Here is a 22761-nt window from a genome sequence, read left to right on the forward strand (position 1 = left end):
TCCTCTCTCCGGGTCTCCCCGCTCACGCGGCCACCCGGCGGCGGGGAAGGCGGTGCCGCATCTGCGCCAGCGGCGGGCGTTCCTGCACCGACACGTCGTTGACCACGATCTCGCGGTCCAGGTTGGGCAGCGTCTCCGAGCCGCCCCGGCGGAACTGGGTCAGCAACGCGGTCGGCGCCACCCCCGGCGCCGCCCACCCGCGTCGTTGCAGCCGCGACCAGGCGGTCAGCATGATCTGCGCGGACATCCGGCCCAGCGCGGCGGTGTCCTGGTGCCGGTGCTTGCGCTCACCCAGGTCGACCTGGGCCAGCGCGTCCAGCCCGACCAGCTCCAGCAGGTCGATCAGCATGGCCGTCTCGACGCCGTACCCGGTGACGAACGGCACCCGCTCCAGCACCTCGCGGCGGCCGGCGTACTCGCCCGCGAGCGGTTGCACGAAACCGGCCAGCTCCGGCCAGAACAGGTTCAGCAGCGGCCGGGCCATCAGCTCCGTCACCCGCCCGCCACCGTCGGGCTCCACACTCGTCGCACCGACCAGCGGCCGGTGGTAGAAGCCCTTCACGAACTCCACGCCCGGATCGGTCAGCAGCGGCCCGAGCAGCCCGGTCACGAAGTGCGGCCGGAACTCGCGCAGGTCGGCGTCGACGAACGCGACCACGTCCCCCTCGGCCGCGGCCAGCCCGGCCCAGAGCGCGTCGCCCTTGCCGGTCAGGCGGGGCAGCCCGCGCGTCATCGCGTCCTGGCCGACCACCTCGGCGCCGGCGGCGCGCGCCACCTGCGCGGTCCGGTCGGTGGACCGGGAGTCCACCACGATCAGCTCGTCGACGAGCGGCACACGGTCCATCAGGTGTTCCCGGACGGTCGACACGATCGCGCCGACCGTCGCCTCCTCGTTGCGGGCCGGCAGCACCACGCTGACCCGGCTCGCGCCCTTGGCCCGTACCAGTCGCCGGGCCGGCCAGTCGTCGGCGGTGCTGGTGCGGTACGTGGCCCACGCCTCCACCACAGGTGAGACAGTCGAATCTGATTCCCGCACGGGCACCCCCATTAGTGGTGGAATCGCGAATCATGGTTTTCCCAATCCCACATCCGCGCTAACCGGATCTTGCCTAACAACCTGATCACCAGGTGCGTACCGGGCGGTTCCGGGCGGATGAACGTTGCGTTGCGCCCCCGGCGGCGTTTCGCACGCGGCCGCCGGGGGGAGTGGTGACCGCAGTCTTCCAGTCATGGCGAGAGGGTTGGTCGGATGCGTACCTGCCGGGTGGGGCTAGTCGGAGCCGGTGGGGTGGCGCACCGCCACGCCCGGGTGCTCACGGGCTTCGAGGACGTGGAGCTGCTCGGTGTGACCGACGTCGCGCCGGACGCGGCGGGGGCACTCGCCGGCACGTACGGCGGCCGGGTGTTCCGCGACGTGGACGAGCTGCTCGCGGCCGGCCCGGACGCGGTGTACGTCTGCGTGCCGCCGTTCGCGCACGGCCCGGTCGAGGAGGCGGTGGTGGCCGCTCGGGTGCCGATGTTCGTGGAGAAGCCGGTGGCGCTGGACCTGGAGACCGCCGAGCGGGTCGCGGCGCTCGTGGAGCAGCGGGGGCTGCTCACCGGCGTCGGGCACCACTGGCGCTACCTGCACGTGGTGGAGGAGGCCCGGCGGCTGCTCGCCGGCCGTCCGGTGCGGATGGTCAACGGCGCCTGGCTGGACAAGGTGCCACCGGTGGCGTGGTGGGCGCGGCGGGACCGCTCCGGCGGCCCGGTGGTCGAGCAGGCCGCGCACGTGCTGGACCTGGTCCGGCTGCTGGCCGGCGAGGCGGTCGAGGTGACCGCGTACGGCGACGGCAGCCCGCCGCCCGTCGACGGCGCCGACATCGACTCGGTGACCGCCGCCACGCTGCGGTTCGGCTCCGGTGCGGTCGGCACGCTCGCCGCGTCCTGCGTGCTCGGCTGGAAGCACCGGGCCGGCCTGGAGATCCTCGCCGACGGGCTGGCGTTGTGGCTGGCCGAGGACGGCCTGACCGTGCGTGACGCCGACGGTGAGCGGCACGTGCCCGCCGACCCGGACGGTGCGCGGGTCGCCGTCGACAGGGCCTTCGTCGACGCCGTGTGCGGCCTCGGCGACGACGTGCGGGTGCCGTACGCCGAGGCGCTGCGCACCCACCGGCTCGCGCTCGCGGTGGCCGAGTCGGCGCGTACCGGGCGGCCGGTGGCGTTGCCGACCGGGCGGGCGTCCCGACTGTCCGCGGCGGTCGCGGACGCGGGGGTGAGCGTCGATGCGTGACCGGGTGGTGGTGGTCGGCGGCCCCGGCCGGGTCGAGCTGGCCGAACTGGACGCGCCGGAGCTGCGCGAGGGCACGTTCCGGGTGGAGACGCTCTACAGCGGCGTCTCCGCCGGCACCGAACTGAGCTTCGTCAAGGGCACCAACCCCTACCTGCACGTCACGTGGGACGCCGGGCTCGGGCTGTTCCGGCCCGGCGGGGCGAGCACGCCGTACCCGGTGACCCGGCTCGGCTACATGCAGGTCGGGCGCGTGGTGGAGAGCCGTACCCCGGCCGTCACCGTGGGCCAGGTCGGGGCCATGACGTACGGCCACCGCAGCGGCTGGGTCGCCGACCCGCTCACCGAGCGGTTCGTGCCGCTGCCCGACGACCTCGATCCGCTGCTCGGCGTGTACGTCGCGCACATGGGCCCGATCTGCGCCAACGGGCTGCTGCACGCCGCCGCCGACCTGTGCGGCGCCGATGTGCGGACGCTCGGTGACGGCGTACGCGGGCGCCGGGTGGCAGTGGTCGGCGGCGGTGTGGTGGCGCTGCTGACCGCGCTGTTCGCCCGCCGGCACGGTGCCGCCTCGGTGGTGGTGGTCGACCCGACGCCGGCCCGGCGGCAGGTGGCCGAGGCGCTCGGCCTGGACACGCTCGACCCGGACGCGGACGACCCGGCGGTGGTGCTCAAGACGCGGTGGAACCACGCCGCCGGGGACCGGGGTGCCGACGTGGTCTTCCAGTGCCGCGGCCAGGACTGGGCGTTGCAGCTCGCGCTGCGCCTGCTGCGCCCGCAGGGCACGGTGGTCGACCTGGCCTTCTACCAGGGCGGCGCGGAGGCGGTCCGGCTCGGCGAGGAGTTCCACCACAACGGGCTGTCGCTGCGCTGCGCGCAGATCGGCCGGGTGCCGCGCGGCCTGGCCCCCACCTGGGACCGGGAGCGGCTGTCGGCGGAGACGGTGGAGTTGCTGCGCCAGTACGGGGACGTGATCCGCAAGCACCTGATCTCGGCCGTGGTCCCGCTGGACGAGGCCCCGGCCCTGCTGACCGCCCTGGCCGACCGCCGCCGCACCGAACTCCAGGTGGTCCTCACCCCCTGACCTGCTCCCCTTCCCAGAGCGTCGATCATGGGGTTGGCGGCGACAAAACGGACGCCCGGGCGCCGCCGACCTCATGATCGACCGAAGCGGACGCGAAGGGCGGAACCCGGCGCGCGGCGGCCGGGGGTCACAATCGGCTCCGGTTCGCGTACCGTTGCCGCTCATGGGTGTGTCGCAACGGTTGAAGACCAGGTTCCGCCGGTTCCTCCAGCGCCCGGGGACGACTGTCGACCTGGCGCCGCTGGAGAAGCTGCTGCCGGCGATCGAGGCGCGCGAGGCGGACCTGGAGCAGCTCTCCGACGCCGAGCTGACCGAGGCCGCCGGCCGGGCCACGGGGTACGAGGAGATCTGCGCGATCGGCCGCGAGGCGGCCCGGCGCGGGCTCGACCAGCGCCCCTACGACGTGCAGCTGCTCGGCGCGATGGCGCTGCTGTCCGGCAAGGTCGCCGAGATGGCCACCGGTGAGGGCAAGACGCTCACCGCGACTGTCGCCGCGTACGGGCACGTCCGGCTGGGCAACGGCCCGGTGCACGTGCTCACCGTCAACGACTACCTGGCCCGCCGCGACGCCGAGTGGATGACGCCCGTCTACGACCTGCTCGGGCTGACCGTCGGCTGGGTCAACGAGGCGTCCACGCCCGAGGAGCGGCGCGCCGCGTACGGCTGCGACGTCACCTACGTGTCGGTCAGCGAGGCCGGCTTCGACTTCCTGCGCGACCAGCTCGTCACCGACCTGGCCGACCGGGTGCAGCCGCCGTTGAAGACCGCGATCGTGGACGAGGCCGACTCGATCCTGATCGACGAGGCCCGGGTGCCGATGGTGCTGGCCGGCGCGGTCGGCGGCGAGCAGGACCCGGTGCACGCCGCGGCCGCGCTCGTGCGCGGGCTGCGCAAGGGCAAGCACTACACGATCGCCGAGGACGGCCGCAGCGTCGCCTTCACCTCGGTCGGCCTGGCCACAGTCGAGGCCAAGCTCGGCGGCATCGACCTGTACGACGAGGAGCACGTCGGGCAGCTCTCCGCGGTGAACGTGGCGCTGCACGCGCACGCCCTGCTGCACCGGGACGTGGACTACATCGTCCGGGACGACTCGGTCGAGCTGATCGACGAGATGCGCGGCCGGGTCGCGCAGCGCCGCCGCTGGCCGGACGGGCTCCAGGCCGCGGTCGAGGCGAAGGAGGGCCTGGACGCCACCGCCGAGGGCGAGGTGCTGGGCACGATCACCGTGCAGGCGTACATCGCGCTCTACCCGACTGTCTGCGGCATGACGGCGACCGCGGTGCTCGTCGGCGACCAGCTCCGCGAGTTCTTCGGCCTCGAGGTCGCGGTGATCCCGCCGAACACCCCCTGCGTCCGCGAGGACGAGCCGGACCGGATCTACGCCACCCTCGCCGAGAAGGAGGAGGCGCTGGTCGACGAGATCACGCGCTGTCACGAGGCGGGGCGGCCGGTGCTGGTCGGCACGCTCGACGTCAAGGAGTCCGAAGGGCTGGCCGCCGCGCTCAACGCCGCCGGCGTCTCCTGCGTGGTGCTCAACGCCAAGAACGACGACGAGGAGGCCGGCATCATCGCGGAGGCCGGTGCGTACGGCGCGGTGACGGTCTCCACCCAGATGGCCGGCCGGGGCGTGGACATCCGGCTGGGCGGCAGCGACCAGGCCGACCGGGACCGGGTGGCGGAGCTGGGCGGCCTGTACGTGATCGGCAGCGGCCGGCACGACAGCCGCCGGGTCGACGACCAGCTCCGCGGCCGGGCCGGCCGGCAGGGCGACCCGGGCGGGTCGGTGTTCTTCGTCAGCCTGGAGGACGACCTGGTGGTCCGGCACGCCGGAGACACCGTGCCGGCCTCGCCCCGGATGAACGCCGACGGCCTGGTCACCGACCCGCAGGTCGACTACGCGGTCGAGCACGCCCAGCGCGTCGCCGAGGGCGTCAACCACGAGATCCACCGCAACACGTGGCGCTACAGCCAGGTGATCGAGCAGCAGCGCAAGGCGCTCGCCGAGCGCCGGGAGCGGCTGCTGACCAGCGACATCGCCGCGCTGATGCTGCTGGAGCGGGTGCCGGAGAAGGCCGGCGAGATGGACGAGGACCTGCTCGCCGACGTGGCCCGCAAGATCGCCCTCTACCACCTGGACCGGCTCTGGGCCGACCACCTGGCCGAGCTGTCCGAGGTGCGCGAGGGCGTGCACCTGCGGGCGCTGGGCCGGCTCGACCCGCTCGACGAGTTCCACCGGAGCGCGGTGCCGGCGTTCAACGCGCTGGTGCCCGAGATCGAGACGCGGACCGTGGCCACGTTCGAGGAGACCGAGTTCGACGAGGGCTGGGAGCCGGACTCGGCGAAGCTGGTGCGGCCGAGCGCCACCTGGACGTACCTGGTGCACGACAACCCGTTCGGCTCGGAGCTGGACCGGCTGATCGCCTCGGTGGGCCGGCGGCTCATCTCCGGGTCGCGCTGACCCGCACCGAAGGCCCCTTCCGGTGCGACCGGGAGGGGCCTTTTTGCGCGGTTTCGCCCGCGGTCTGCGAGGGTAGTAGGCCGGGGCCCGGCCACAGGAGGGACGGACATGGGACAGGCAACGGTGCCGGACGGGGAGACCGCGTGGACGTACGCGGGAACGGTGGAGGCCCCGGCCCGGTGAACCTCGACACGCGCCAACCCATGATCGACAACCTTGGTGTGCTGGAGACGGCCGCGCTGCTGCGCGAGCTGACCGCCGGCCTGATCGGCGTGGCCGGGTTCGACGAGGCGCTCGACCGCCTGGTCCGGATCGCCCGCGACGCCGTGCCGGGCGTGGACTGCTGCGGCTTCACCGCGCTGCGCGCCGGTGAGCCCGCCGGGGTGGCCGCCTCCGACCCGGACCGGGCCGAGCTGGACGACCTGCGGCACGGCCCGGACACGCCGGCGATGACGGCGATCCACCGCCGGGAGATGATCATCGCGGGCGGGCTGTCCGACGAGACGCGCTGGCCGGCCTGGAGCGAGCGGGCCCGCGTGCTCGGCGTCCACGGGGTGATCTCCGCGCCGGTCGACGTGGACGAGCAGGTCATCGGCGCGATCAACCTGTACACGGAGGCGCCCGGCGCGCTCACCCCCCGGCACCAGCTCACCGCGATGCTGCTCGCCGAGCACGCCGGGCTGCTGCTGGCCGCCGCGCGCGACCGCGAGCGGGCCACCTCCCGGGCCGGTGAGATCGACGACTCGCTGCTGGCCGAGGGCGTGGTCGGGCAGGCCGTCGGCGTGATCATGACGCAGCGCGGCTGTCCCGCCCCGGAGGCGCTGCGGGTGCTGCGCAGCGCCGCGTCCTCGCTGGACATCCCGCTGCGCGAGGTGGCCGAGCGGCTCGTGCTGACCGTCTCCCGGCCCCGGGACAACTGAGCGACAGTCGTTTCGCCTCGCGGCGCCTCGGGTAGCACTCTGGACTGGTGAGCTGCGCCGACCTGGGGAGGAAGCGATGCAGAGCCGGCTGCGGGTGCAGGGGCATCCCATCCAACCGATGCTTGTCACGTTCCCGTTCGGCCTGTTCGTCTGCGCCGCGGTCTTCGACCTGGCCGACGTGGCGGGCGGTCCGGCGTTCCTGGGTGAGGTGGGCTACTGGACCGCTGTGGCCGCGCTCGTCGCCGCCGGCCTCACCACCGTCGCGGGTCTGGTCGACCTGTGGGACGTCCGCGCCGGGCGTACCAGCCGGACCGTCCTGACGTTCAACCTCGTGAACGCCGTGATGGCGGCGCTGTTCCTGCTCTCCTGCCTGATCCGGGCGAACGCCCCGCAGCGGGGCGCGAACGGCGCCCTGCTCGCCGCCGAACTCGTCGCGCTCGCCGTCGGCGCGGTCGGCGTTGCCCTGGGCGCGCGGCTGATGCAGCAGTTCGACCGGGTCCGGGCCGGCGAGCCGACCGGCTTCGAGACGTTCGGCGACGTGCCCGCCGGGTCCACAGTCGAGATCGCCCGCCCGCGCCCGTTCTGACCCGGGTCGAGATCCGTCGCCGCGGCCGTCGCCGGGGAGAGGCGGCCCGGTTCCTGCGCAAGGTGGTCTGGACGGTGCCCGGCTTCACAGTCGGCCGCTACACCGACGAGCTGCGGCGCCTGGACGAGCGGATCCGCGCCGAGGGGCGGTCCGTCGCGTACGCCCGCCGTTTCCTCATCGAGGCGCGCCGGGGCTGAGCGGGCCGGGCCGGTGCGCCGCGGCGTGGTGCGCGGCCAGCACGTCGGCGCCGAAGTCACCGGCGGGGCGGCGCAGCACGGTGTGCGCGTGGTTGCCGTCGTCGGTGGTGTTGTCGTACTCGATCAGCAGGTCCTCGCCCTGCACCCGGTAGTAGTGCCGCCGGCCCGGCTCGACCGGCCCGGCCCAGGCGAAGTGCAGCTCGCCGCCGTCGAGCCGGTCGGCCTCCCGGGCCGCCAGTTCCGGCGGCAGCCGGTCCAGGTAGAGCGCGACCAGCCGGTCGAGCAGCGCCCGGCCGGTCGGTCGCAGCCGCCCCCGGGGTACGCCGGGCGGGTCGAGCCGGCCCGGCGCGGTGGCCCGGGTGGCGCTGATGATGTCGGCTGGTGCCTCCTCGGCGATGATCGCGGCGGACCGGCCGGCCGGTCCGAGCGCGTCGAGCAGCTCGCGGGCCAGGTCCTCCTCGGGGCCCAGGGGCCGGGAGACCGGGCGCCCGGCGTGCCGGACCGTGGCCGGGTTGGCGCCCAGGAAGACCGGCGCGGGGGAGACGCGGTCGTCGGCGACTGTCATGCTCACCGACAGGTGGTGGCCCTCGAACCGCCACGCCCAGTCGTCGTCGCGGGCCGGGTCGCCGAAGACCGCCACCCAGTAGTCGCCGCTGTGCCGGCCGCGCCGCCAGTCCTCGGCCCGGTCCAGCACCTCCTCCAGGGCCATCACGGTCATGGCCTGCGCGTACGCTGCCGGGCTGAGCGCGGTGGCGAGCAGCCGGTGCGCGGCCTTGCGGGCGTCGACGTCCAGGCCGGCGAGCGCGACGCCGGGCCGGGGCCGCGGCCGGTACTCCAGCCACCGCCGGGCCGGCTCGTCGTCGAAGGCGTGCCGGGCGGCGTCGCGGGCCGGCTCGTCCAGCGCGGCCAGGAACGCCGCGGCGGCCGTGCGCATCTGCTCGGGTACGGGATCCTCCACCGTCCCTGTATACCGCCCGCCGCTCACGCGCGGCCGAGCAGCGCCAGCATGTCGGGCAGTTCGAAGAACCGCGCGGTCTCGACCGCGGACGGGCCGCCGTGGTCCGGGTCGGCGCCGGCGTCGAGCAGCGTGCGGACCGCTGCCTCCTGACGGCGGAACACGGCCGCGGCGAGCGCTGTCTGCCCCCTGTCGTTGACCCGGGCCGGGTCGGCGCCCCGGGCCAGCAGCGCGGCCACCGTGTCCGGGTGGGCGTGGTACGCGGCGAGGATCAGCAGCGTGTCGCCCTTGGCGTTGGTGAGGTTGACCGGCAGCCCGGCGTCCACGTTGGCCGCCAGATCCTCGGTGGCACCGGCCCGGGCCAGGTCGAACATCCGGTGGGCGAAGGCGACGGTCTCGTCGTCGAGTTCGTCGGGCATCCGCCCAGGCTATGGCGTCGCGGCCGGACGCGCCTGGTAGCTTGCGCAGCCGGGCACGGGAGGCGCGCGCATGGACGATCGGGTGTACGTGGGCAACGCGGCAATGGACGGCGCGACCGACGCGGGCTGGTTGCTGGGCCACTTCAAGCCGGCCGGGGACGTGCGGCACAGCACCGACGTCGAGGTGAAGTGGGGCGTGCACCCGGCGGGGGAGACCCGGTCCCGGTGACTACGTGGTGTGGGGGCGGGGCGTGGACCACTCCTGGTACGCCGAGCGGGAGTCCACGGTGCTCACCGTCCGCTGGCCCTCGGTGCCGGGGTACGGGGTGGGCCCGCCGGTGCTCCGCTGAGCCGCACCCGGCGTCCCAACATCTGGTATTACCTACTAAACCGATAGGCTTTACCGTCTAAGCTGTGTGGGTACATCCGCTCCGCACCGTGAGGACGCACCGCCGATGACCAGCGCCGCACCGCTCGACCTCCTCGCCGTCGCCGCCCGCTGGGCGAACCCGGACGGCTGGCCGGTGCCGTTGCGGTTCGAGGCGCCGCAACGCTGGTACGCCCGGCTGGACGCCGACGACGCGCACGAGGTGTGGGCGCTGAGCTGGCTGCCCGGACAGGCCACCGACCTGCACGACCACGGCGGATCCGCAGGCGCGTTCCTGGTCGTGGCCGGCGCGCTCACCGAGGAGACGGTGAGCGGCGGACGGCTGCGCCCGCACCGGCTCGCCGCCGGAGCCGGCCGGCGTTTCGGCGTCCGGCACGTGCACCAGGTCACCAACCGCGGGGACGAGCCCGCCGTCAGCGTGCACGTGTACCGGCCGGCGCTGACCCGGATGACCCGCTACCACCTCGTCGCCGGCCGGCTCCGGGTCGCCGAGGTGGCCCGAGCCGGCGTGGCCTGGTGAGCCGCACCCGCAACCCCGACGAACGGAAGGACGCCACGATGGCGCAGACCCCCACCCGCACCGAGCGCTGTCCGGTCCCGCCGCCCGGCTCGCGGGGCATCGACGAGATCCTCGCCGCCGCCCGGGCCCGCCTCCGCCGCCTCGACCCGGAGCAGGCCCACCTGGCATGCCGGGGCGGCGCGCTGCTGGTGGACATCCGCCCGGCCGCCCAGCGCGCCGCGCAGGGCACCGTACCCGGCTCGCTCGTGGTCGAGCGCAACGTGCTGGAGTGGCGCTTCGACCCGCGCTGCGCGGCACGGCTGCCGCAGGCGTCCGGATACGACGTCCCGGTGATCGTGCTCTGCCAGGAGGGCTACACCTCGTCGCTGGCCGCCGCCGCGCTCCAGGACATCGGCCTGCACCGGGCCACCGACGTCGTCGGCGGCTTCGCCGCCTGGCAGATCGCCGGCCTGCCCACCCTCGGTCCCACCCCGCCGACCCGATCCTCGTCCGCCGCGCCCCCGGTCACCGCCGGCGGGGCGCTCCGCTGACCGCCCCGCCACATCCGGCGGGGCGGGGCGACCGCCCGCACAGGAGGCTCCCATGTCCGTCGTCGCCCTCACCACCCGTCCGGCCCGATCGGGCCGCCCCGACCGGGCCGTGCCGCCCCGGCCGCGTACCGCACCGACGCTCACCATCACGCTCGACCTGGGTACCGGGCCGCTGACGCCGGGCCTCGCGCGCCTGGTCGACCTGCTCGACGAACTCGCCGCCACCGGCGAAGGGCATGCCGCCTTCGGCGAAGGACCGACCGGACCGGACGGCCGCCCGGCCGCCCGTACCGTGCTCGACCTGCGCCGCGGCGACGCGCCCGCCCCCGCGGCGCCCGCCCCCGGCGGCGTGCGCATCCTCACCGGCACCCGGCGCGTCCGCCGCGGCGGCGCCGAGATCCCACTGACCCGCATCGAGTACGACCTGCTGCTGTTCCTGGCCGAACATCCCCGCCGCGTGTTCACCCGTCTGCAACTTCTCGCGAACGTCTGGGGCTACGAGCACGCCGTGGCGCGCACCGTCGACGTGCACGTGCGCCGGCTGCGGGCCAAGTTCGGGCCGGACACGCCGCTGGTGACCACCGTGTACGGCGTGGGCTACCGCCTCGCCGACGACGCCGAGATCGTCGTGGACCGCGACGCCTGACCCGGCCGACCGGCACGCGGCGCACCCGGTCTCGGGGGTGCGCCGCGTTCACGTCTGCGGCTGATCCGCCATTGTGAACCCCGGGGGAGACCCCCCGTACCATCTCGAATCGGTGCTCTGCTGTAATCAACGGGCCTCGCACGCAGAGCGAGCGCACGGCTGCGATGTGTTCGTCAAATGTCACATTCATGCAACGCGGCCGCCCCTTGACCCTCGCAGAGACGCCGGGAAGCATCGATGAAGCGGCGTCCCGGGCCGTGGGGAGATACCCGGACCAGCCCAAGGAGGACCATGTCGGTCAGCCCCGCCTCGTCGCGCGCCGGATGGCATACGTCCCAACCCGCGGTCCCCGGTCGTCCCCCCGGCGGCCAGCGTCGTCCCGCCAACACCGCCGCCGCGCCCATGCTCACCGTCACCCTCAACATCCCCCTGGCCTGCGAGGAGTCGCTCACCCCGGCCGCCCGCCGGCTGCTCGACGCCGCCCGCGAGATGCTCGAACGCGGCGACGCGGTGGTCAGCGCTGGTACCGTCCCGGCCGAGCGCCGGCCCGACACCGTCCCGGCCGGCCGCGCTCCGGCCCGCCCGCTCGCCCCGACCATCCCGACCCTGCACATCCTCGCGTCGTCCCGGTCCGTGCTGCGCGACGGTGAGCCGCTGCCGCTGACCCGCCTGGAGTTCGACCTGCTGCTGCACCTGGTCGCCCACCCGCGCCGGGTGTTCACCCGGCTGCAACTGCTCAACGCGGTCTGGGGCTACGAGCACGCCGGCGTCCGCACCGTCGACGTGCACGTGCGCCGGCTGCGCGGCAAGGTCGGTGTGGACGTCCCGCTCGTCACCACCGTCTACGGCGTCGGCTACCGGCTCGCCGACGACGCCCGCGTCACCATCGACCGCACCGGCTGACCACCCGGGACCACCACCGACGATCGCCGCCGGACGGAGCCCCGACCGCCCGAACCGATCATGTGGTGACCCGCCCGCCCGCGCGGCACGATGGTCCGATGCGCGTGCGCCCGATCAGCCCCGACCGGCTCGTCACCGAGCTGGCCGAGCGTCTCGCCCGCACCGGGACGCCCGGCCGGCTGCGGGTCGCCGTGGACGGCCCGCCCGCCGCCGGGCCGGACACGCTCGCCGAAGCGCTGGTCGCACCGCTGCGCGCCGCCGGCCGTCCGGTGCTGCACGTCCGCGCCGACGACTTCCTCCGGCCCGCCTCGGTGCGCCTGGAGCACGGCCGCACCGACCCCGACGCGTACTACGAGGGCTGGCTCGACGAACCGGGACTGCGCCGCGAGGTGCTCGACCCGGCCGGCCCGGCCGGCTCCGGCCGGCTGCTGCCGTCGCTGTGGGACGCCGGCGCCGACCGGGCCAGCCGCGCCGCGTACGTGGATCTGCCGCCCGGCGGGGTGGTCCTGGTCAGCGGCGCGTTGCTGCTTGGCGGCGCGCTGCCGTTCGACGTCACAGTCCACCTCGTGCTCTCCCCGGCGGCGCTTGCGCGGCGCACCGACCCGGCGCTGCGGTGGACCCTGCCCGCGTTCGCCCGCTACGCCGGCGAGGTCGACCCCGCGTCCTTCGCCGACGTGGTGGTCCGGGCCGACGACCCGCGCCGTCCGGCGCTTGTCGAGGCCGCCTGACCAGCGGCTGCGGACTCACCGGAAACACTCAGGAAACAGCCGGTTTGACCGGCCGAGGGCGGGGGTAATCGCCCGGCTCACAGAGCACGGGTGATCTCGTCGCCCGCGCATCCACAGTCGGACCGGATCCGGGGCGCCGGCCGCCCCGGTCCGGTACGAGGGCGCAGGAAAGGCAGGCAGCGATGCTCGTCCACGACACGACAGCCACGGGCCGCTCCCAGGCGGAGGTCGACCAGATCCGGCAGTCCCTGCGGTCGCGGTACGACGAGCTGACCGCCGAGTACGAGCAGACCGTGGCGCAGAGCCAGGTGCTGCGGCTGGTGGAGGTCGGCGACACCGCCGGCGACGACCAGGCCGACAGCGGCACCAAGACCGCCGAGCGGGACACCGCGCAGTCGCTGCTGCGCACCATCCTGGACCGGCGGGCGCAGTTCGAGCATGCGCTGACCCGCCTGGACGAGGGCACCTACGGCTTCTGCGAGGGCTGCACCGCGCCCATCCCGGTGGAGCGGCTGGAGATCTTCCCGTCCGCCACCTCCTGCGTGGCCTGCAAGCAGACCCGGGAGCGGCGGGCGGCCTGAACGCCGTTCCGGTTGCCGGTCGGTCCTCCGACGCGGTGGACTGTCCCCATGGATGAGATCAAGGTGGGCACCGCCTCGTGGACCGACCGGACCCTGCTCGACTCCGGCTGGTACCCGGTGAGCGCCGACACACCGGAGAAGCGGCTGTCCTACTACGCCCGGCAGTTCCCGCTGGTCGAGGTGGACGCCACCTACTACTCCCCACCGGCCGAGCGGACCGCCCGGCTGTGGGCCGAACGCACCCCGGCCGGGTTCACGTTCAACGTCAAGGCGTTCAGCCTGCTGACCGGCCACCCCACCCGCGTCTCCGCGCTCTACAAGGACCTGCGCCCGGAGACGGACAAGCGCAACGTCTACCCGGACAACCTGCCCGCGCAGGCGTACGAGGAGGTCTGGACCCGGTTCCTGTCCGCCCTCGACCCGCTCGTCGAGGCCGGCAAGCTGGGCGCTCTGCTGTTCCAGTTCCCGCCCTGGTTCACCATCAAGCGGGCCAACAAGGAATACCTGCTGGAGGTGGAGCGGCGGTGCGCGCCGCTGCGCCCGGTCTTCGAGTTCCGGCACGCCTCCTGGTTCGACGGCGACAACGCCGAGGAGACGCTCGGTTTCCTGCGCGAGCACGAGCTGCCGTTCGTCTGCGTGGACATGCCGCAGGGACACAAGTCGTCCATCCCGCCGGTGCTGGCGGCCACCGCGGACCTCGCCGTGGTCCGGTTCCACGGGCACAGCGACAAGTGGACGAGCAAGGACATCCACGAGAAGTTCGGCTACGACTACTCCAAGCGGGAACTGCGCGACTGGGCGCCGAAGCTGCGCGAGCTGGCCGGCCAGGCCGAGCAGACGCACGTGCTGATGAACAACTGCTACCAGGACTACGCGCAGCGCAACGCCACCACGCTCGCCGGCCTGCTGGACTCCTGAGCGGCTCACCCGGTACGGGTGAGGCCCGCTCACCCGCCCCGCCGCAGCATGGAATGCGGGCGCCGGCTCGGGCGCCGCGACGAGGAGGTGGGTCATGACGGTACGGGTGGTGGCGGATCGGCGCCGCGGTGGCGTACTGCACGTGGTCGGCAGCTCCGAGGCGCCACGGCGGGGCGAACGGCCCGGCCGGTTCAGTCCGACCCGGCTGTGGCGGGGCCCCAGCGGTCCGCCGCGCCGCGCCGACGACCGACGCTGGGAGACCGAAGCACGGGGGTGAGCCCGATGGCCGAGCAGCTGTTGTCCGCGTTCGAGTCCTCGCTGGACAAGACGAACGTGATCCTCAAGGAGATCGAGTCCGCGTACGGCTGGCCGAAGGAGCGGCGCAACCAGTCCTACGCGGCGCTGCGTACCGTGCTGCACCTGCTGCGGGACCGGCTCCCGGTGCAGGAGAGCGCCGAGTTCGCCCAGCAGTTGCCGGTGCTGGTGCGCGGGGTCTACTTCGACGGCTGGCAGCCGGAGAACGTGCCGATCAAGCTCAACCGCGACGACTTCCTGTACGAGGTGCGCCAGGGCTTCCCGTACGACGTCGAGGGCGGCGCGCAGCGGGTGGTGCAGGTCGTGCTGGACACGCTGCGCCGGCACGTCACCCAGGGCGAGTGGGAGGACGTGAAGGCCACCATGCCGGGTGACCTGCGTCAGATGATTCCCTGATCCGGCACCGGACCGGCCCGTCCCGCCCCCTCGGCGGGGCGGACCGCCGGCGTCCGCGACACCGGCAGCCCGGCCCGCCCGGCCGGCCCGGCGACCGCGACCGCGTCGACGATCGCCGCGCCGCCGGGGTCGTCGTTGACGTAGACGTACACCGGCACGCCGTCGCCGAACGCCTCGGCGAGCCGGCGCACCCAGCCGGCCGGCGCGGCCCGCCCGTACCGGGGCCACGGCCGGGTGGAACCGCCCCGGTACTGCCGGCCCGACGTGCCGACCAGGAACATCGCCGCGCCCTACTGGAGGTTGATCTGGAAGACCTCGAACGTGGCACCGAACCGCGCGCCGAGCCGGCTGCCCGCCGGCCGGGCCATGCCCTCCAGGAACTCCTCGGCGTCGAAGCCGCCGTCGCCGAGCCCGCTCAGGTACGCCCCGTGCGCCCGCAGCGACGCCACGCCCCGGTCGAACGTGCCGGTCACGTCCACCCCGTGCCGGGCCACCGGCGACCCGGCCGCCCACACCTCACGCACCCGCGACCACGGCTGCGTGCCGTCGGTGAGCTGCTCGGGGAAGATCCACCGGTTGCCGGCGTCGCGGACCGCGTCCAGCGTGGCCCGGCCGCAGGCGATGTGGTCGGCCTGGTTCAGCGCGTACGCCCCGTCCCACGTCTCCCGGAAGTTGTTCGTCAGCACCACGTCCGGCCGGTGCCGGCGCACCACGGCGGCGATGGCCCGGCGCAGCGGCACGCCGTACTCCAGCAGCCCGTCGGGCAGGCCGAGGACCTCGACCTCCGACACCCCGACCACCGCGGCGGAGGCCCGCTGCTCCTCCTCGCGCACCACCCGGGCGCGCTCCGGCGACATCCCGTCGATGCCCGCCTCGCCACTGGTGAGCAGGCAGTAGACGACCTCCTTGCCCTGCCCGGTCCAGCGCGCCACCGCGGCGGCGGCGCCGAACTCCAGGTCGTCGGGGTGGGCCACCACTGCGAGCGCCCGCTGCCAGTCCTCGGTCAGCGGGGTGAGCGGCTCCGGCTGCGTCACGTGCGTCTCCTCGCGTCGTCCTCCCGCCATCCTGGCATCCACCCGTCCCGGCCGCTTGCCCCGCGAACCGTCCGTACGACGGCGTCCGGGCGTCTACGGTGTGGTTAGAGAAGATCGGGCGTGGGGTACCACCCGCTGCACACGGACCCCGGCACCACGCGGGGCGGCACACCGAGGGAGCACCCATGGCATTGAACGACGACGACATCCAGAGCAGCGGCGGCAGCGGCCTGGAGGGCCCGGCCGACGGCGGTGCCACCCCGGGTCAGCACGACGGCGGCGCGGACGGCGGCGCGGAGGGTCCGGCCGACGGCGGCGCGACTCCGGGTCAGCACGACGGCGGCGCGGACGGCAGCGCCGAGGGCCCCGCTGACGGCGGCGCGACTCCGGGTCAGCACGACGGCGGCGCGGACGGCAGCGCCGAGGGTCCGGCCGACGGCGGCGCGACCCCCGGCCAGCACGACGGCGGCGCCGACGGCAGCGCCTGACACATGAGCACCACGCACGTCGACCCGCCGGGTGGCCACGGCCGCCCGGCGGTTCCGTTCTCCGCGACCGAGGCGCTGGCCCGGTGCGTGGCGGTGGAGCCGGCCAAGTTCGCCGCCGACCACTGGGGGCGCAGCCCGCTGCTGTCCCGCGCCGCCGAACTGCCCGGCCCGGACGGCTTCACCGACCTGCTCAGCCCCGCCGACGCCGACGAGCTGCTCAGCCGCCGCGGTCTGCGTACCCCGTTCCTGCGGGTGGCCAAGGACGGCCAGCTCGTGCCGGCGGCGCGGTTCACCGGCGGGGGTGGCGCGGGCGCCGAGATCGGCGACCAGGTCCTCGACGAGAAGGTGCTGGGGCTGTACGCCGACGGCGCGACGCTGGTGTTGCAGGGCCTGCACCGCACCTGGCCGGCGCTCGTGGACTTCGCCCGCGACCTGGGCGGCGCGCTGGCCCAGCCGTTGCAGGTGAACGCCTACCTGACCCCGGCCGGCAGTCAGGGCTTCGCCACCCACTACGACACGCACGACGTGTTCGTGCTCCAGGTGGACGGGCGCAAGCACTGGCGGATCCACCCGCCGGTGCTGGCCGACCCGCTGGAGCGCCAGCCCTGGGGCGGCCGGGCCGACGAGGTGTCCGCGACCGCCGAGGGCCGCCCCGAGCTGGACGTGGTGCTCGAACCGGGCGACGCGCTCTACCTGCCGCGTGGCTGGCTGCACAGCGCCCAGGCGCAGGAGTCCAGCTCGCTGCACCTGACAGTGGGCATCCGGGCGCTGACCCGGTACGCAGTGGTCGAGGAGCTGCTGGCGCTCGCCGCCGAGGACGCGCGGCTTCGTGCGAGCCTGCCGTTCGGTCTCGACCTGGCCGACCCGGACGCGATCGAACCGGAGCTGACCGAGACCGTCGAGGCGCTGCGCGACTGGCTGCTGCGGGCCGACCCGGCGGCGGTGGCCGGCCGGCTGCGCGCCCGGGTCTGGCCGGCCGCCCGCCCGGCGCCGATCCGGCCGCTGGCCCAGGCGCAGGCGCTGGCCCGGCTCACAGCGGACAGCGAGGTCGCGGTGCGCGGCGGGCTGCGCTGGCAGCTCACCCCGGCCGCCGGCGGACGGGTCACGCTGCGCGTGCCGGACCGGACGCTCACGCTCCCCGGCACCTGCGAGGCGGCGCTGCGGGCGCTGCTCACCGGCGAGGTCACGAGGGTCGGCGACCTGCCCGGCCTGGACGACGACGCCGACCGCCTGACCCTGACCCGCCGCCTCCTGAAGGAGGCCGTCCTGACCCCCGCCTGACGGGCACGATCATGAGGTTGACCGGCGGCGCGACGGCGTGTCGCGCCGCCAACCCCATGATCGACGCGGGCGGGGGCCAGCCATCGCCGGTGGTCAGCGGGTGTATGTCACGGTCAGCAGGAGCAGCGTCGTCACCAGGCCGGAGACGGCCACCACGATCATCGGGCGGGGGGTCAGCACCGCGTGGCGGCGGTCGGCCAGCAGGCGGGCCGGCGCCAGCCCGATCACCGGGCCGAGCAACGTGACCACCAGCGCCAGCACCGGTAGACCCACCGCCAGGTCGCCGCTCGCGCCGGCGGCCAGCGCCCGCGCCCCCACCCCCAGCGCGTACGCCACCAGCGCCCCGCCGATCCCGCACGCGACCAGCAGCGGGTTCACCGAGCCGGGCAGCTCGCCCGGTGCCCCGGTGCGTTCCAGCAGTTCCCGGACCGCCCGTAGCAGCGGCACCGGGTCACCGGCGGCGCCGCGCACCGGGCCGGGCGGGTCGCCGAGCCGCCGGGCGCCCACCCCGAGCCGGGCCCGCAACTGCGTCCACAGGTGAGTGACCTCGCCGTCGACGCGCTCCACCATCCGGGACGCCTCCGCCACCTCCGCCTCGGCCTGCCGCACCTGCTCGGCGGCCTCGGCGACCGCCCGATCGGCGACGGCCACCTGTTGGGCGTACCAGGTGTGCGCCTCGGCCCGCTGGGCGGACACCCGGGCGGTCAGCTCGGCGAGCCGGCGGATCTGCGCGCTGTACGTCTCACTGGCAACCGGTTCGTTCATCGGGACGGACCATAAGGGATGATCACCTGTCCGGTGCGGTGCACCGCCCGGTCGAAGTAGAGACCGCGCCACGGCCGGGGATACCAGTCCGGCCCGCCGCTGCCCGGGTAGAGCGAGGAGCCCAGCTCACCGCCCTGCACGTCCAGCGCCACCCAGGCGCCGATCTGGTCGGTGCGCGCGCCCGCGCCGCCCAGGTCGACGCGCATCCGGGCCACGCCGCGCCACCACGCCAGCACGTGCGTACGCCGTTCCGGCCCGTCGTGCAGGATCCGGCGCAACTGCTCCAGCCCGGTGCGCGTACCGGCCTTGCCGGCGAGCGCCGCGGCCGCCGCGTCCACCGCGTACAGCAGCAGGAAGTGCGGGGTCCGCGCCGCACCCGGTGCGCCCAGCCCGTCGCCCACCTCGGCCATCAGCTCCGGCACCGTCTCCTCGTCGTACCAGGAGGCGTCGCCTTCCAGGTCCTCGTACAGGGCGCGGGCCGCCGGGTCGGCGTCCGGGTCCAGGCAGGCGATGGAGAACCGGGCGGTGCCGGGCCGGTACTGCCGGGCCAGCGACCGGGCGGCGGCGTCGAGCACCGCGCACGCCTCGTCCACGCGGGTGCCGAGCACTGCGAGGTTGCGGCCCGGGGCGCGGGGCAGCCGCAGCGCCGCCGAGCGGGACTGCACGTCGATGATCTCGCCGAGCAGCGCCACCGGGCTGCGCGGCACGCCCTGCTCCGGCGCGGTCAGCGCGCGGAAGTCCGGCGCGTCGGCCAGCTTCGGGATCGCGTCGCCGTCGAACAGCCGGGCCGGGGCGGCGTCCTGCGGGCGCATCCGCCACAGCCGGTGCTGAAGCTCGCTCCACGTCTCCCAGTCGCTCGCCGACGGGATCCGGGCCACCTCGTTCCCCTCGGCCAGGCCCGACTCGGCGTTGAGCACCGCGTGGTGGCGGGGCAGCGACTGCGCCGCGTCGTTGCGCTCGGCCAGGATGCGCAGCGCCTTCGGCAGCGCGATCCGCAGGGTGAACTGGGCGACCAGCGCGGGCCGCCCCCACAGCGCCTCGATGCCGCGCACGTCCTGCGAGGCCAGCACCAGGTGGATGCCCTGCGACCGGCCCCGCCGGGCCAGGTCCTCCAGCAGGTCGGCGGCCTCCCGGGCGACCACGTCCCGGCCGGCGAGCAGCGCCTGGAACTCGTCGACCACCGCCACGATGCGCGGCCAGTGCCCGTCCGGGTCCACCGCGCGCAGCTCGGCCAGCTTGGTGACCTCGTGCTTCTTCGCGGCGTCGGCGCGCCGGCGCAGCTCCTCGGCGAGGAAGCGCAGCAGCGCCAGGCCAAACTCCCGGTCGGTGTTGACGTTGATGCCGACCAGCCGCATGTGCGGCAGCCAGCTCGGGTCGCGCCGGCCCTGCGCGAACCGGGCGAAGGACACGCCCTCCTTGAAGTCGAGCAGATAGAACTCCAGCTCGGCGGGGGAGTAGCGGGCGGCGAGCGCGCCGATCCAGGCGAAGATCAGGTTCGTCTTGCCGGTGCCCGACGGGCCGCCGATCAACGCGTGCGGCGGGTAGTCGCCGAGCGTGAGCAGCACCTGCCGCCCGTGCGGACCCTCGCCGATCGGGGCGCTGAGCCCGTGCGCCGAGTCCTCCCGCCAGTACTCGTCCGGCGGCGGGAGCAGGTCGGTGAACGGCGTCGGCGGCGGGCCGGCGGCCACCCGGGAGGCGACGGCGCGGCAGGTCTCGGTGACCAGGGCGGGCGGCGGCGGCGCGTCGAGCACCACCGGCAGTCCGGCCACCCGGGCGTCGTCCCGCTCCACGGTGATCCGGGTGACAGTCGGGTCGTCGGGCAGCTCGATGCCGCGGACCACCAGGTGCACGCCGCAGGCCGCCCCGGTACGCACCACCCGGTCGAGCTGGCCGCGCTCGTGCCGGGACAGCTCGTCGCCGCCGAGCAGCACCGCCACCCGCCACGGCTCCGGCCGGCGTCCGGTGGCGGCGGCCAGCTCGCGCAGCGAGCCGTACTCACCGGCGAGCACCGTGGCGTTGATCCGGCGGATCTGCTCCACCAGGTCGTCCAGCAGGCGGCCCAGCCCGCCCGGCCCGACGAACGTGAGCAGCCCGGCCGTACCCAGCGGCGCGAATCCGGCCAGGCCGCCACCCAGGTGCTCCGGGTCGTACCCGTACAGCCGCACCGCGCCCGGGTCGGCCCGCCCGACCGAGCGCAGCAGCAGCGCGGGGACCACGGCGGCGAGCCCGTCCCGGTCGCCGCCGGCCAGGTGCGCGTGCCCGGCGTCCAGGAGCGGGACCAGCGCCGGGACCGGTTCGGCGCCGTCGAGGCGTACCGTGCCGACGCGCGACGCGCCGGGCGGCTCGGACCGGCCGGCGGGCGTGGCCTGCCAGCGGTCCCATGGCGCGGACGCCGCGCCCGGCGCCTCCCGTTGCGCCGCGGCGGCGGCCCGCCGAGCCAGTTCGGCGAGACGGGCGGTGTGCCGGGCGTCGATCTCGGCCAGGCGCCGGTCGCGGGCCGCGCCCACCCGGGCGGGCACCGCGGCGGCGGCCCGGCGGGTACGGGCCAGCCGGTCCCGCCCGGCCGCCAGCTCGGCCTCGGCGGCGGTGAGCCGGGTACGGGTGGCGCCCAGGGCCTCGGAGAGCATCCCCCGGACCCGCGTCACCAGTTGAGCGCGGATGTCAGCCACGGGACGGCTCCCGATCGTCGGTGTCCTTGGGCAGGTCCCGGCCGAGCCGGTCGAGCAGCACACCGGTGAGCACGCCAGCGGTGACCGCCGGGTCGGCCGCGTGCGGCTGCTCCGCGTCGTCGTCGCGCCGCGGTGGGGGCATCCGGCACACCCGGGTCAGCAGCGTGTCCAGCACCGGCCGCGGCAGCCCGGGCAGCAGGTCGCGGACCCGGGAGTCCAGCGCGCCGCGCAGCCGGGGCAGGTCGTCCGCGCGGGGCGGATGGCCGAGCAGCTCACCGGCCAGCTCGCGCAGCAGCGGCGGGGTGATCGCGGCCAGCCCCAGCCCCACGTCGGCGTGCGCCCGGCGCAGCTCGCGGTGCAGCCGGTCCCGGTCACCGGAGCGGATCCCGGCGACCACCCGGCGCAGCAGCTCGTGGGAGTCCTCGACGCGTTCGTCCGGCTCGTCCGGCGCGCCCTCCCGGCCGCCGGTCAGCTCCGCCACCCGCACCGCCCACCAGCGCCGTACCGCCGGCTGCTCGCCCGGCTCGGCGGCCGGGCCGGCCGCGGGCGGCTCCTCGCCGCGCGGCGTGTCGTGCTTCGGCGGCCGCTCGCCCGGCGGGGCCGGGCGCGAGCCGTCGGACGCCAGCCCGATCGCGGCCAGGTACGCGGTGAGCTGCTCCTGCGCCACGCGCAGCGCGTAGCCGGCGGTCTCGGCGTGCTCGGTGGCCGAGGACAGCTCCGGCACCCCCATCGGGTCGGACGACTCCTGGCGCACCCAGCGCAGCCGCTCCTGCGCCTGGCCGAGCTTCTCCAGCGCGGCGGCGAGCTGCGCCAGCGGCAGTTCCTCGGCGGCGGCGCGCACCTGCGCGCCGATGTCCTCGATGATGGACACGGCCGGCCTCAGAGCGTCGCGACGTAGAGCTGTGCCTGTTCCACCGCGACCAGTGTCGCGGCCAGACACTCCTCCAGTTCCTGGCCCGCCTGTGTCAGCGAGGCCTGGGCCGCCTCGACCGTCTCGTGACCGCTGCCCTCCAGCGCGCCGGCCAGTGTCTGCTGCGCCTCGGCCAGCTTCTCGCCGGCTGCCTGCACCGCTGTCTGGCCGTCACCGATCTGCTGGAGAGCGACATCGATGGCGGCCTTCAGCTCGGCGACGCTCGCCACGGGGACCTCCTGGGGGCGGAAGAGATCTCCATTACAACCCATCCCGGCGGGTGGACGAACATCCACCCTCGCGGCGTTGCGACCCCGGTGTCCGGTTCCGGCCCTGACGTGCGCGAAGACCCCGTCGCTGGTCCCGTCGGTGGACTCCTCGGTCCTGCTGACGGGACCGGGCGACCTAACGGACCAGCCAGCGCGGGCCGCGTACCTCCGCCCCCAGCGCGGTCACCCGCTCGCGCAGCTCCCGGTCGGCGGTGACCACCACCCGCCGCCGATCCGGTGCGGCCGCGACCAGCTCGACCATCGTGTCGTCGCCGGAGCCGGGCGCGGAGACCACCTCCACGCCGGGCGCGGGCGCCACGTGCCGGGCCGCGCCCTCCACCACCAGCACCACCTGCACCGGTGGCGGCAGTTCCGGCGGCACGCCCGCCGCGCCGACGGGCACCAGCGCGTCGCGCAGCCGGACCGCCGCGCCGGCCCGGTCCCGCCACCAGCCGTCCGGGCGCGAGCCCACCACGTTCGCGCCGTCCACGATCAGCAGCGGTCTGCTCTCCATGCCCCCCAGCCTGCCATC

Annotated in this window: 26 protein-coding genes and 1 pseudogene; 17 read left to right on the forward strand and 10 right to left on the reverse strand. The window is 75.2% G+C overall.

Annotated features, from left to right (window positions below; all coding sequences use genetic code 11):
- Positions 1 to 22 precede the first annotated feature (22 nt).
- Positions 23 to 1036: a glucosyl-3-phosphoglycerate synthase gene (locus O7622_RS18100; RefSeq protein WP_282309344.1), complete on the reverse strand. Its 1014-nt coding sequence runs from the start codon at positions 1034 to 1036 to the stop codon at positions 23 to 25.
- A gap of 213 nt (positions 1037 to 1249) precedes the next feature.
- Here O7622_RS18100 and O7622_RS18105 point away from each other — a divergent pair, with 213 nt between their 5' ends.
- From O7622_RS18105 to O7622_RS18130, 6 genes are all read left to right on the forward strand, one after another.
- Positions 1250 to 2272, forward strand: a complete 1023-nt coding sequence (locus O7622_RS18105; protein ID WP_282309345.1) for a Gfo/Idh/MocA family oxidoreductase — start codon at positions 1250 to 1252, stop codon at positions 2270 to 2272.
- Entirely contained in the window at positions 2265 to 3353 is a 1089-nt protein-coding gene (locus O7622_RS18110; RefSeq protein WP_282309346.1) for a zinc-binding alcohol dehydrogenase, read from the forward strand. The genes O7622_RS18105 and O7622_RS18110 overlap by 8 nt, the downstream gene beginning before the upstream one ends.
- 163 nt (positions 3354 to 3516) lie before the next feature.
- The gene (gene secA2, locus O7622_RS18115; RefSeq protein WP_282309347.1) at positions 3517 to 5811 is read left to right on the forward strand and encodes an accessory Sec system translocase SecA2; all 2295 of its coding nucleotides are present in this window, start codon (positions 3517 to 3519) and stop codon (positions 5809 to 5811) included.
- 179 nt (positions 5812 to 5990) lie between these two features.
- On the forward strand, positions 5991 to 6731 hold the full coding sequence (locus O7622_RS18120) for a GAF and ANTAR domain-containing protein (RefSeq protein ID WP_282309348.1): 741 nt from the start codon (positions 5991 to 5993) through the stop codon (positions 6729 to 6731).
- Positions 6732 to 6807: 76 nt separating this feature from the next.
- Positions 6808 to 7317 carry a DUF2231 domain-containing protein gene (locus tag O7622_RS18125; protein WP_282309350.1) on the forward strand — a complete coding sequence of 170 codons (510 nt, stop codon included), beginning with the start codon at positions 6808 to 6810 and terminating at the stop codon, positions 7315 to 7317.
- A 62-nt stretch (positions 7318 to 7379) separates the two neighbouring features.
- Positions 7380 to 7514, forward strand: a complete 135-nt coding sequence (locus O7622_RS18130; RefSeq protein WP_282309351.1) for a hypothetical protein — start codon at positions 7380 to 7382, stop codon at positions 7512 to 7514.
- Here the strand turns inward: O7622_RS18130 and O7622_RS18135 are convergent.
- Together O7622_RS18135 and O7622_RS18140 are read right to left on the reverse strand one after the other, a co-directional pair.
- Positions 7492 to 8472 carry a DUF3500 domain-containing protein gene (locus O7622_RS18135; protein WP_282309352.1) on the reverse strand — a complete coding sequence of 327 codons (981 nt, stop codon included), beginning with the start codon at positions 8470 to 8472 and terminating at the stop codon, positions 7492 to 7494. The genes O7622_RS18130 and O7622_RS18135 overlap by 23 nt on opposite strands.
- Before the next feature lie 23 nt (positions 8473 to 8495).
- Positions 8496 to 8888 (reverse strand): ankyrin repeat domain-containing protein, encoded by a 393-nt coding sequence (locus tag O7622_RS18140; RefSeq protein WP_282309353.1) that lies wholly within the window; start codon positions 8886 to 8888, stop codon positions 8496 to 8498.
- 70 nt (positions 8889 to 8958) lie between these two features.
- On the opposite strand from O7622_RS18140, the pseudogene O7622_RS29255 reads away from it, so the two are divergent.
- From O7622_RS29255 to O7622_RS18185, 9 genes and pseudogenes are all read left to right on the forward strand, one after another.
- Positions 8959 to 9238: pseudogene (locus O7622_RS29255) on the forward strand (signal peptidase I).
- 105 nt (positions 9239 to 9343) lie between these two features.
- Entirely contained in the window at positions 9344 to 9796 is a 453-nt protein-coding gene (locus O7622_RS18150) for a cysteine dioxygenase family protein (protein ID WP_282309355.1), read from the forward strand.
- 38 nt (positions 9797 to 9834) lie between these two features.
- Positions 9835 to 10326 (forward strand): rhodanese-like domain-containing protein, encoded by a 492-nt coding sequence (locus O7622_RS18155; RefSeq protein WP_282309356.1) that lies wholly within the window; start codon positions 9835 to 9837, stop codon positions 10324 to 10326.
- Between the two features lie 52 nt (positions 10327 to 10378).
- Positions 10379 to 10972 carry a winged helix-turn-helix domain-containing protein gene (locus O7622_RS18160; RefSeq protein WP_282309357.1) on the forward strand — a complete coding sequence of 198 codons (594 nt, stop codon included), beginning with the start codon at positions 10379 to 10381 and terminating at the stop codon, positions 10970 to 10972.
- 291 nt (positions 10973 to 11263) lie between these two features.
- Complete coding sequence (locus tag O7622_RS18165; RefSeq protein ID WP_282309358.1) at positions 11264 to 11875, forward strand: winged helix-turn-helix domain-containing protein; 612 nt, start codon at positions 11264 to 11266, stop codon at positions 11873 to 11875.
- A gap of 98 nt (positions 11876 to 11973) precedes the next feature.
- Positions 11974 to 12603 carry a uridine kinase gene (locus tag O7622_RS18170; RefSeq protein ID WP_282309359.1) on the forward strand — a complete coding sequence of 210 codons (630 nt, stop codon included), beginning with the start codon at positions 11974 to 11976 and terminating at the stop codon, positions 12601 to 12603.
- Positions 12604 to 12785: 182 nt separating this feature from the next.
- Entirely contained in the window at positions 12786 to 13184 is a 399-nt protein-coding gene (locus O7622_RS18175) for a TraR/DksA C4-type zinc finger protein (protein ID WP_013286049.1), read from the forward strand.
- A 48-nt stretch (positions 13185 to 13232) separates the two neighbouring features.
- The gene (locus tag O7622_RS18180) at positions 13233 to 14102 is read left to right on the forward strand and encodes a DUF72 domain-containing protein (protein ID WP_282309360.1); all 870 of its coding nucleotides are present in this window, start codon (positions 13233 to 13235) and stop codon (positions 14100 to 14102) included.
- A gap of 282 nt (positions 14103 to 14384) precedes the next feature.
- Positions 14385 to 14813, forward strand: a complete 429-nt coding sequence (locus tag O7622_RS18185; protein ID WP_282309361.1) for a DUF2267 domain-containing protein — start codon at positions 14385 to 14387, stop codon at positions 14811 to 14813.
- On the opposite strand, the gene O7622_RS18190 is transcribed toward O7622_RS18185, so the two are convergent.
- A complete protein-coding gene (locus O7622_RS18190; protein ID WP_282309362.1) occupies positions 14798 to 15094 on the reverse strand; it encodes a hypothetical protein in 297 nt (98 codons plus the stop codon). The two genes, O7622_RS18185 and O7622_RS18190, sit on opposite strands and share 16 nt — an antisense overlap.
- Positions 15095 to 15103: 9 nt before the next feature.
- Complete coding sequence (locus O7622_RS18195; protein ID WP_282309363.1) at positions 15104 to 15847, reverse strand: PIG-L deacetylase family protein; 744 nt, start codon at positions 15845 to 15847, stop codon at positions 15104 to 15106.
- A 185-nt stretch (positions 15848 to 16032) separates the two neighbouring features.
- Here O7622_RS18195 and O7622_RS18200 point away from each other — a divergent pair, with 185 nt between their 5' ends.
- A complete protein-coding gene (locus tag O7622_RS18200; RefSeq protein WP_262015574.1) occupies positions 16033 to 16335 on the forward strand; it encodes a hypothetical protein in 303 nt (100 codons plus the stop codon).
- 3 nt (positions 16336 to 16338) lie between these two features.
- A complete protein-coding gene (locus O7622_RS18205) occupies positions 16339 to 17616 on the forward strand; it encodes a cupin domain-containing protein (RefSeq protein ID WP_282309364.1) in 1278 nt (425 codons plus the stop codon).
- A gap of 93 nt (positions 17617 to 17709) precedes the next feature.
- On the opposite strand, the gene O7622_RS18210 is transcribed toward O7622_RS18205, so the two are convergent.
- The 5 genes from O7622_RS18210 to O7622_RS18230 form a co-directional block, all read right to left on the reverse strand.
- The gene (locus O7622_RS18210) at positions 17710 to 18381 is read right to left on the reverse strand and encodes a hypothetical protein (RefSeq protein WP_282309365.1); all 672 of its coding nucleotides are present in this window, start codon (positions 18379 to 18381) and stop codon (positions 17710 to 17712) included.
- Complete coding sequence (locus O7622_RS18215; RefSeq protein ID WP_282309366.1) at positions 18378 to 21050, reverse strand: FtsK/SpoIIIE domain-containing protein; 2673 nt, start codon at positions 21048 to 21050, stop codon at positions 18378 to 18380. The genes O7622_RS18210 and O7622_RS18215 overlap by 4 nt, the downstream gene beginning before the upstream one ends.
- Positions 21043 to 21921, reverse strand: coding sequence for a hypothetical protein (locus O7622_RS18220; RefSeq protein WP_282309367.1), 879 nt, complete (start codon positions 21919 to 21921; stop codon positions 21043 to 21045). The genes O7622_RS18215 and O7622_RS18220 overlap by 8 nt, the downstream gene beginning before the upstream one ends.
- Positions 21922 to 21929: 8 nt before the next feature.
- A complete protein-coding gene (locus O7622_RS18225) occupies positions 21930 to 22190 on the reverse strand; it encodes a hypothetical protein (protein ID WP_013286060.1) in 261 nt (86 codons plus the stop codon).
- Positions 22191 to 22365: 175 nt separating this feature from the next.
- A complete protein-coding gene (locus O7622_RS18230; RefSeq protein WP_282309368.1) occupies positions 22366 to 22743 on the reverse strand; it encodes a hypothetical protein in 378 nt (125 codons plus the stop codon).
- Positions 22744 to 22761 lie beyond the last annotated feature (18 nt).

It is taken from the genome of Micromonospora sp. WMMD1076, from assembly GCF_029581475.1.
In the GTDB taxonomy this organism is placed as follows: Bacteria; Actinomycetota; Actinomycetes; order Mycobacteriales; family Micromonosporaceae; genus Micromonospora; species Micromonospora aurantiaca.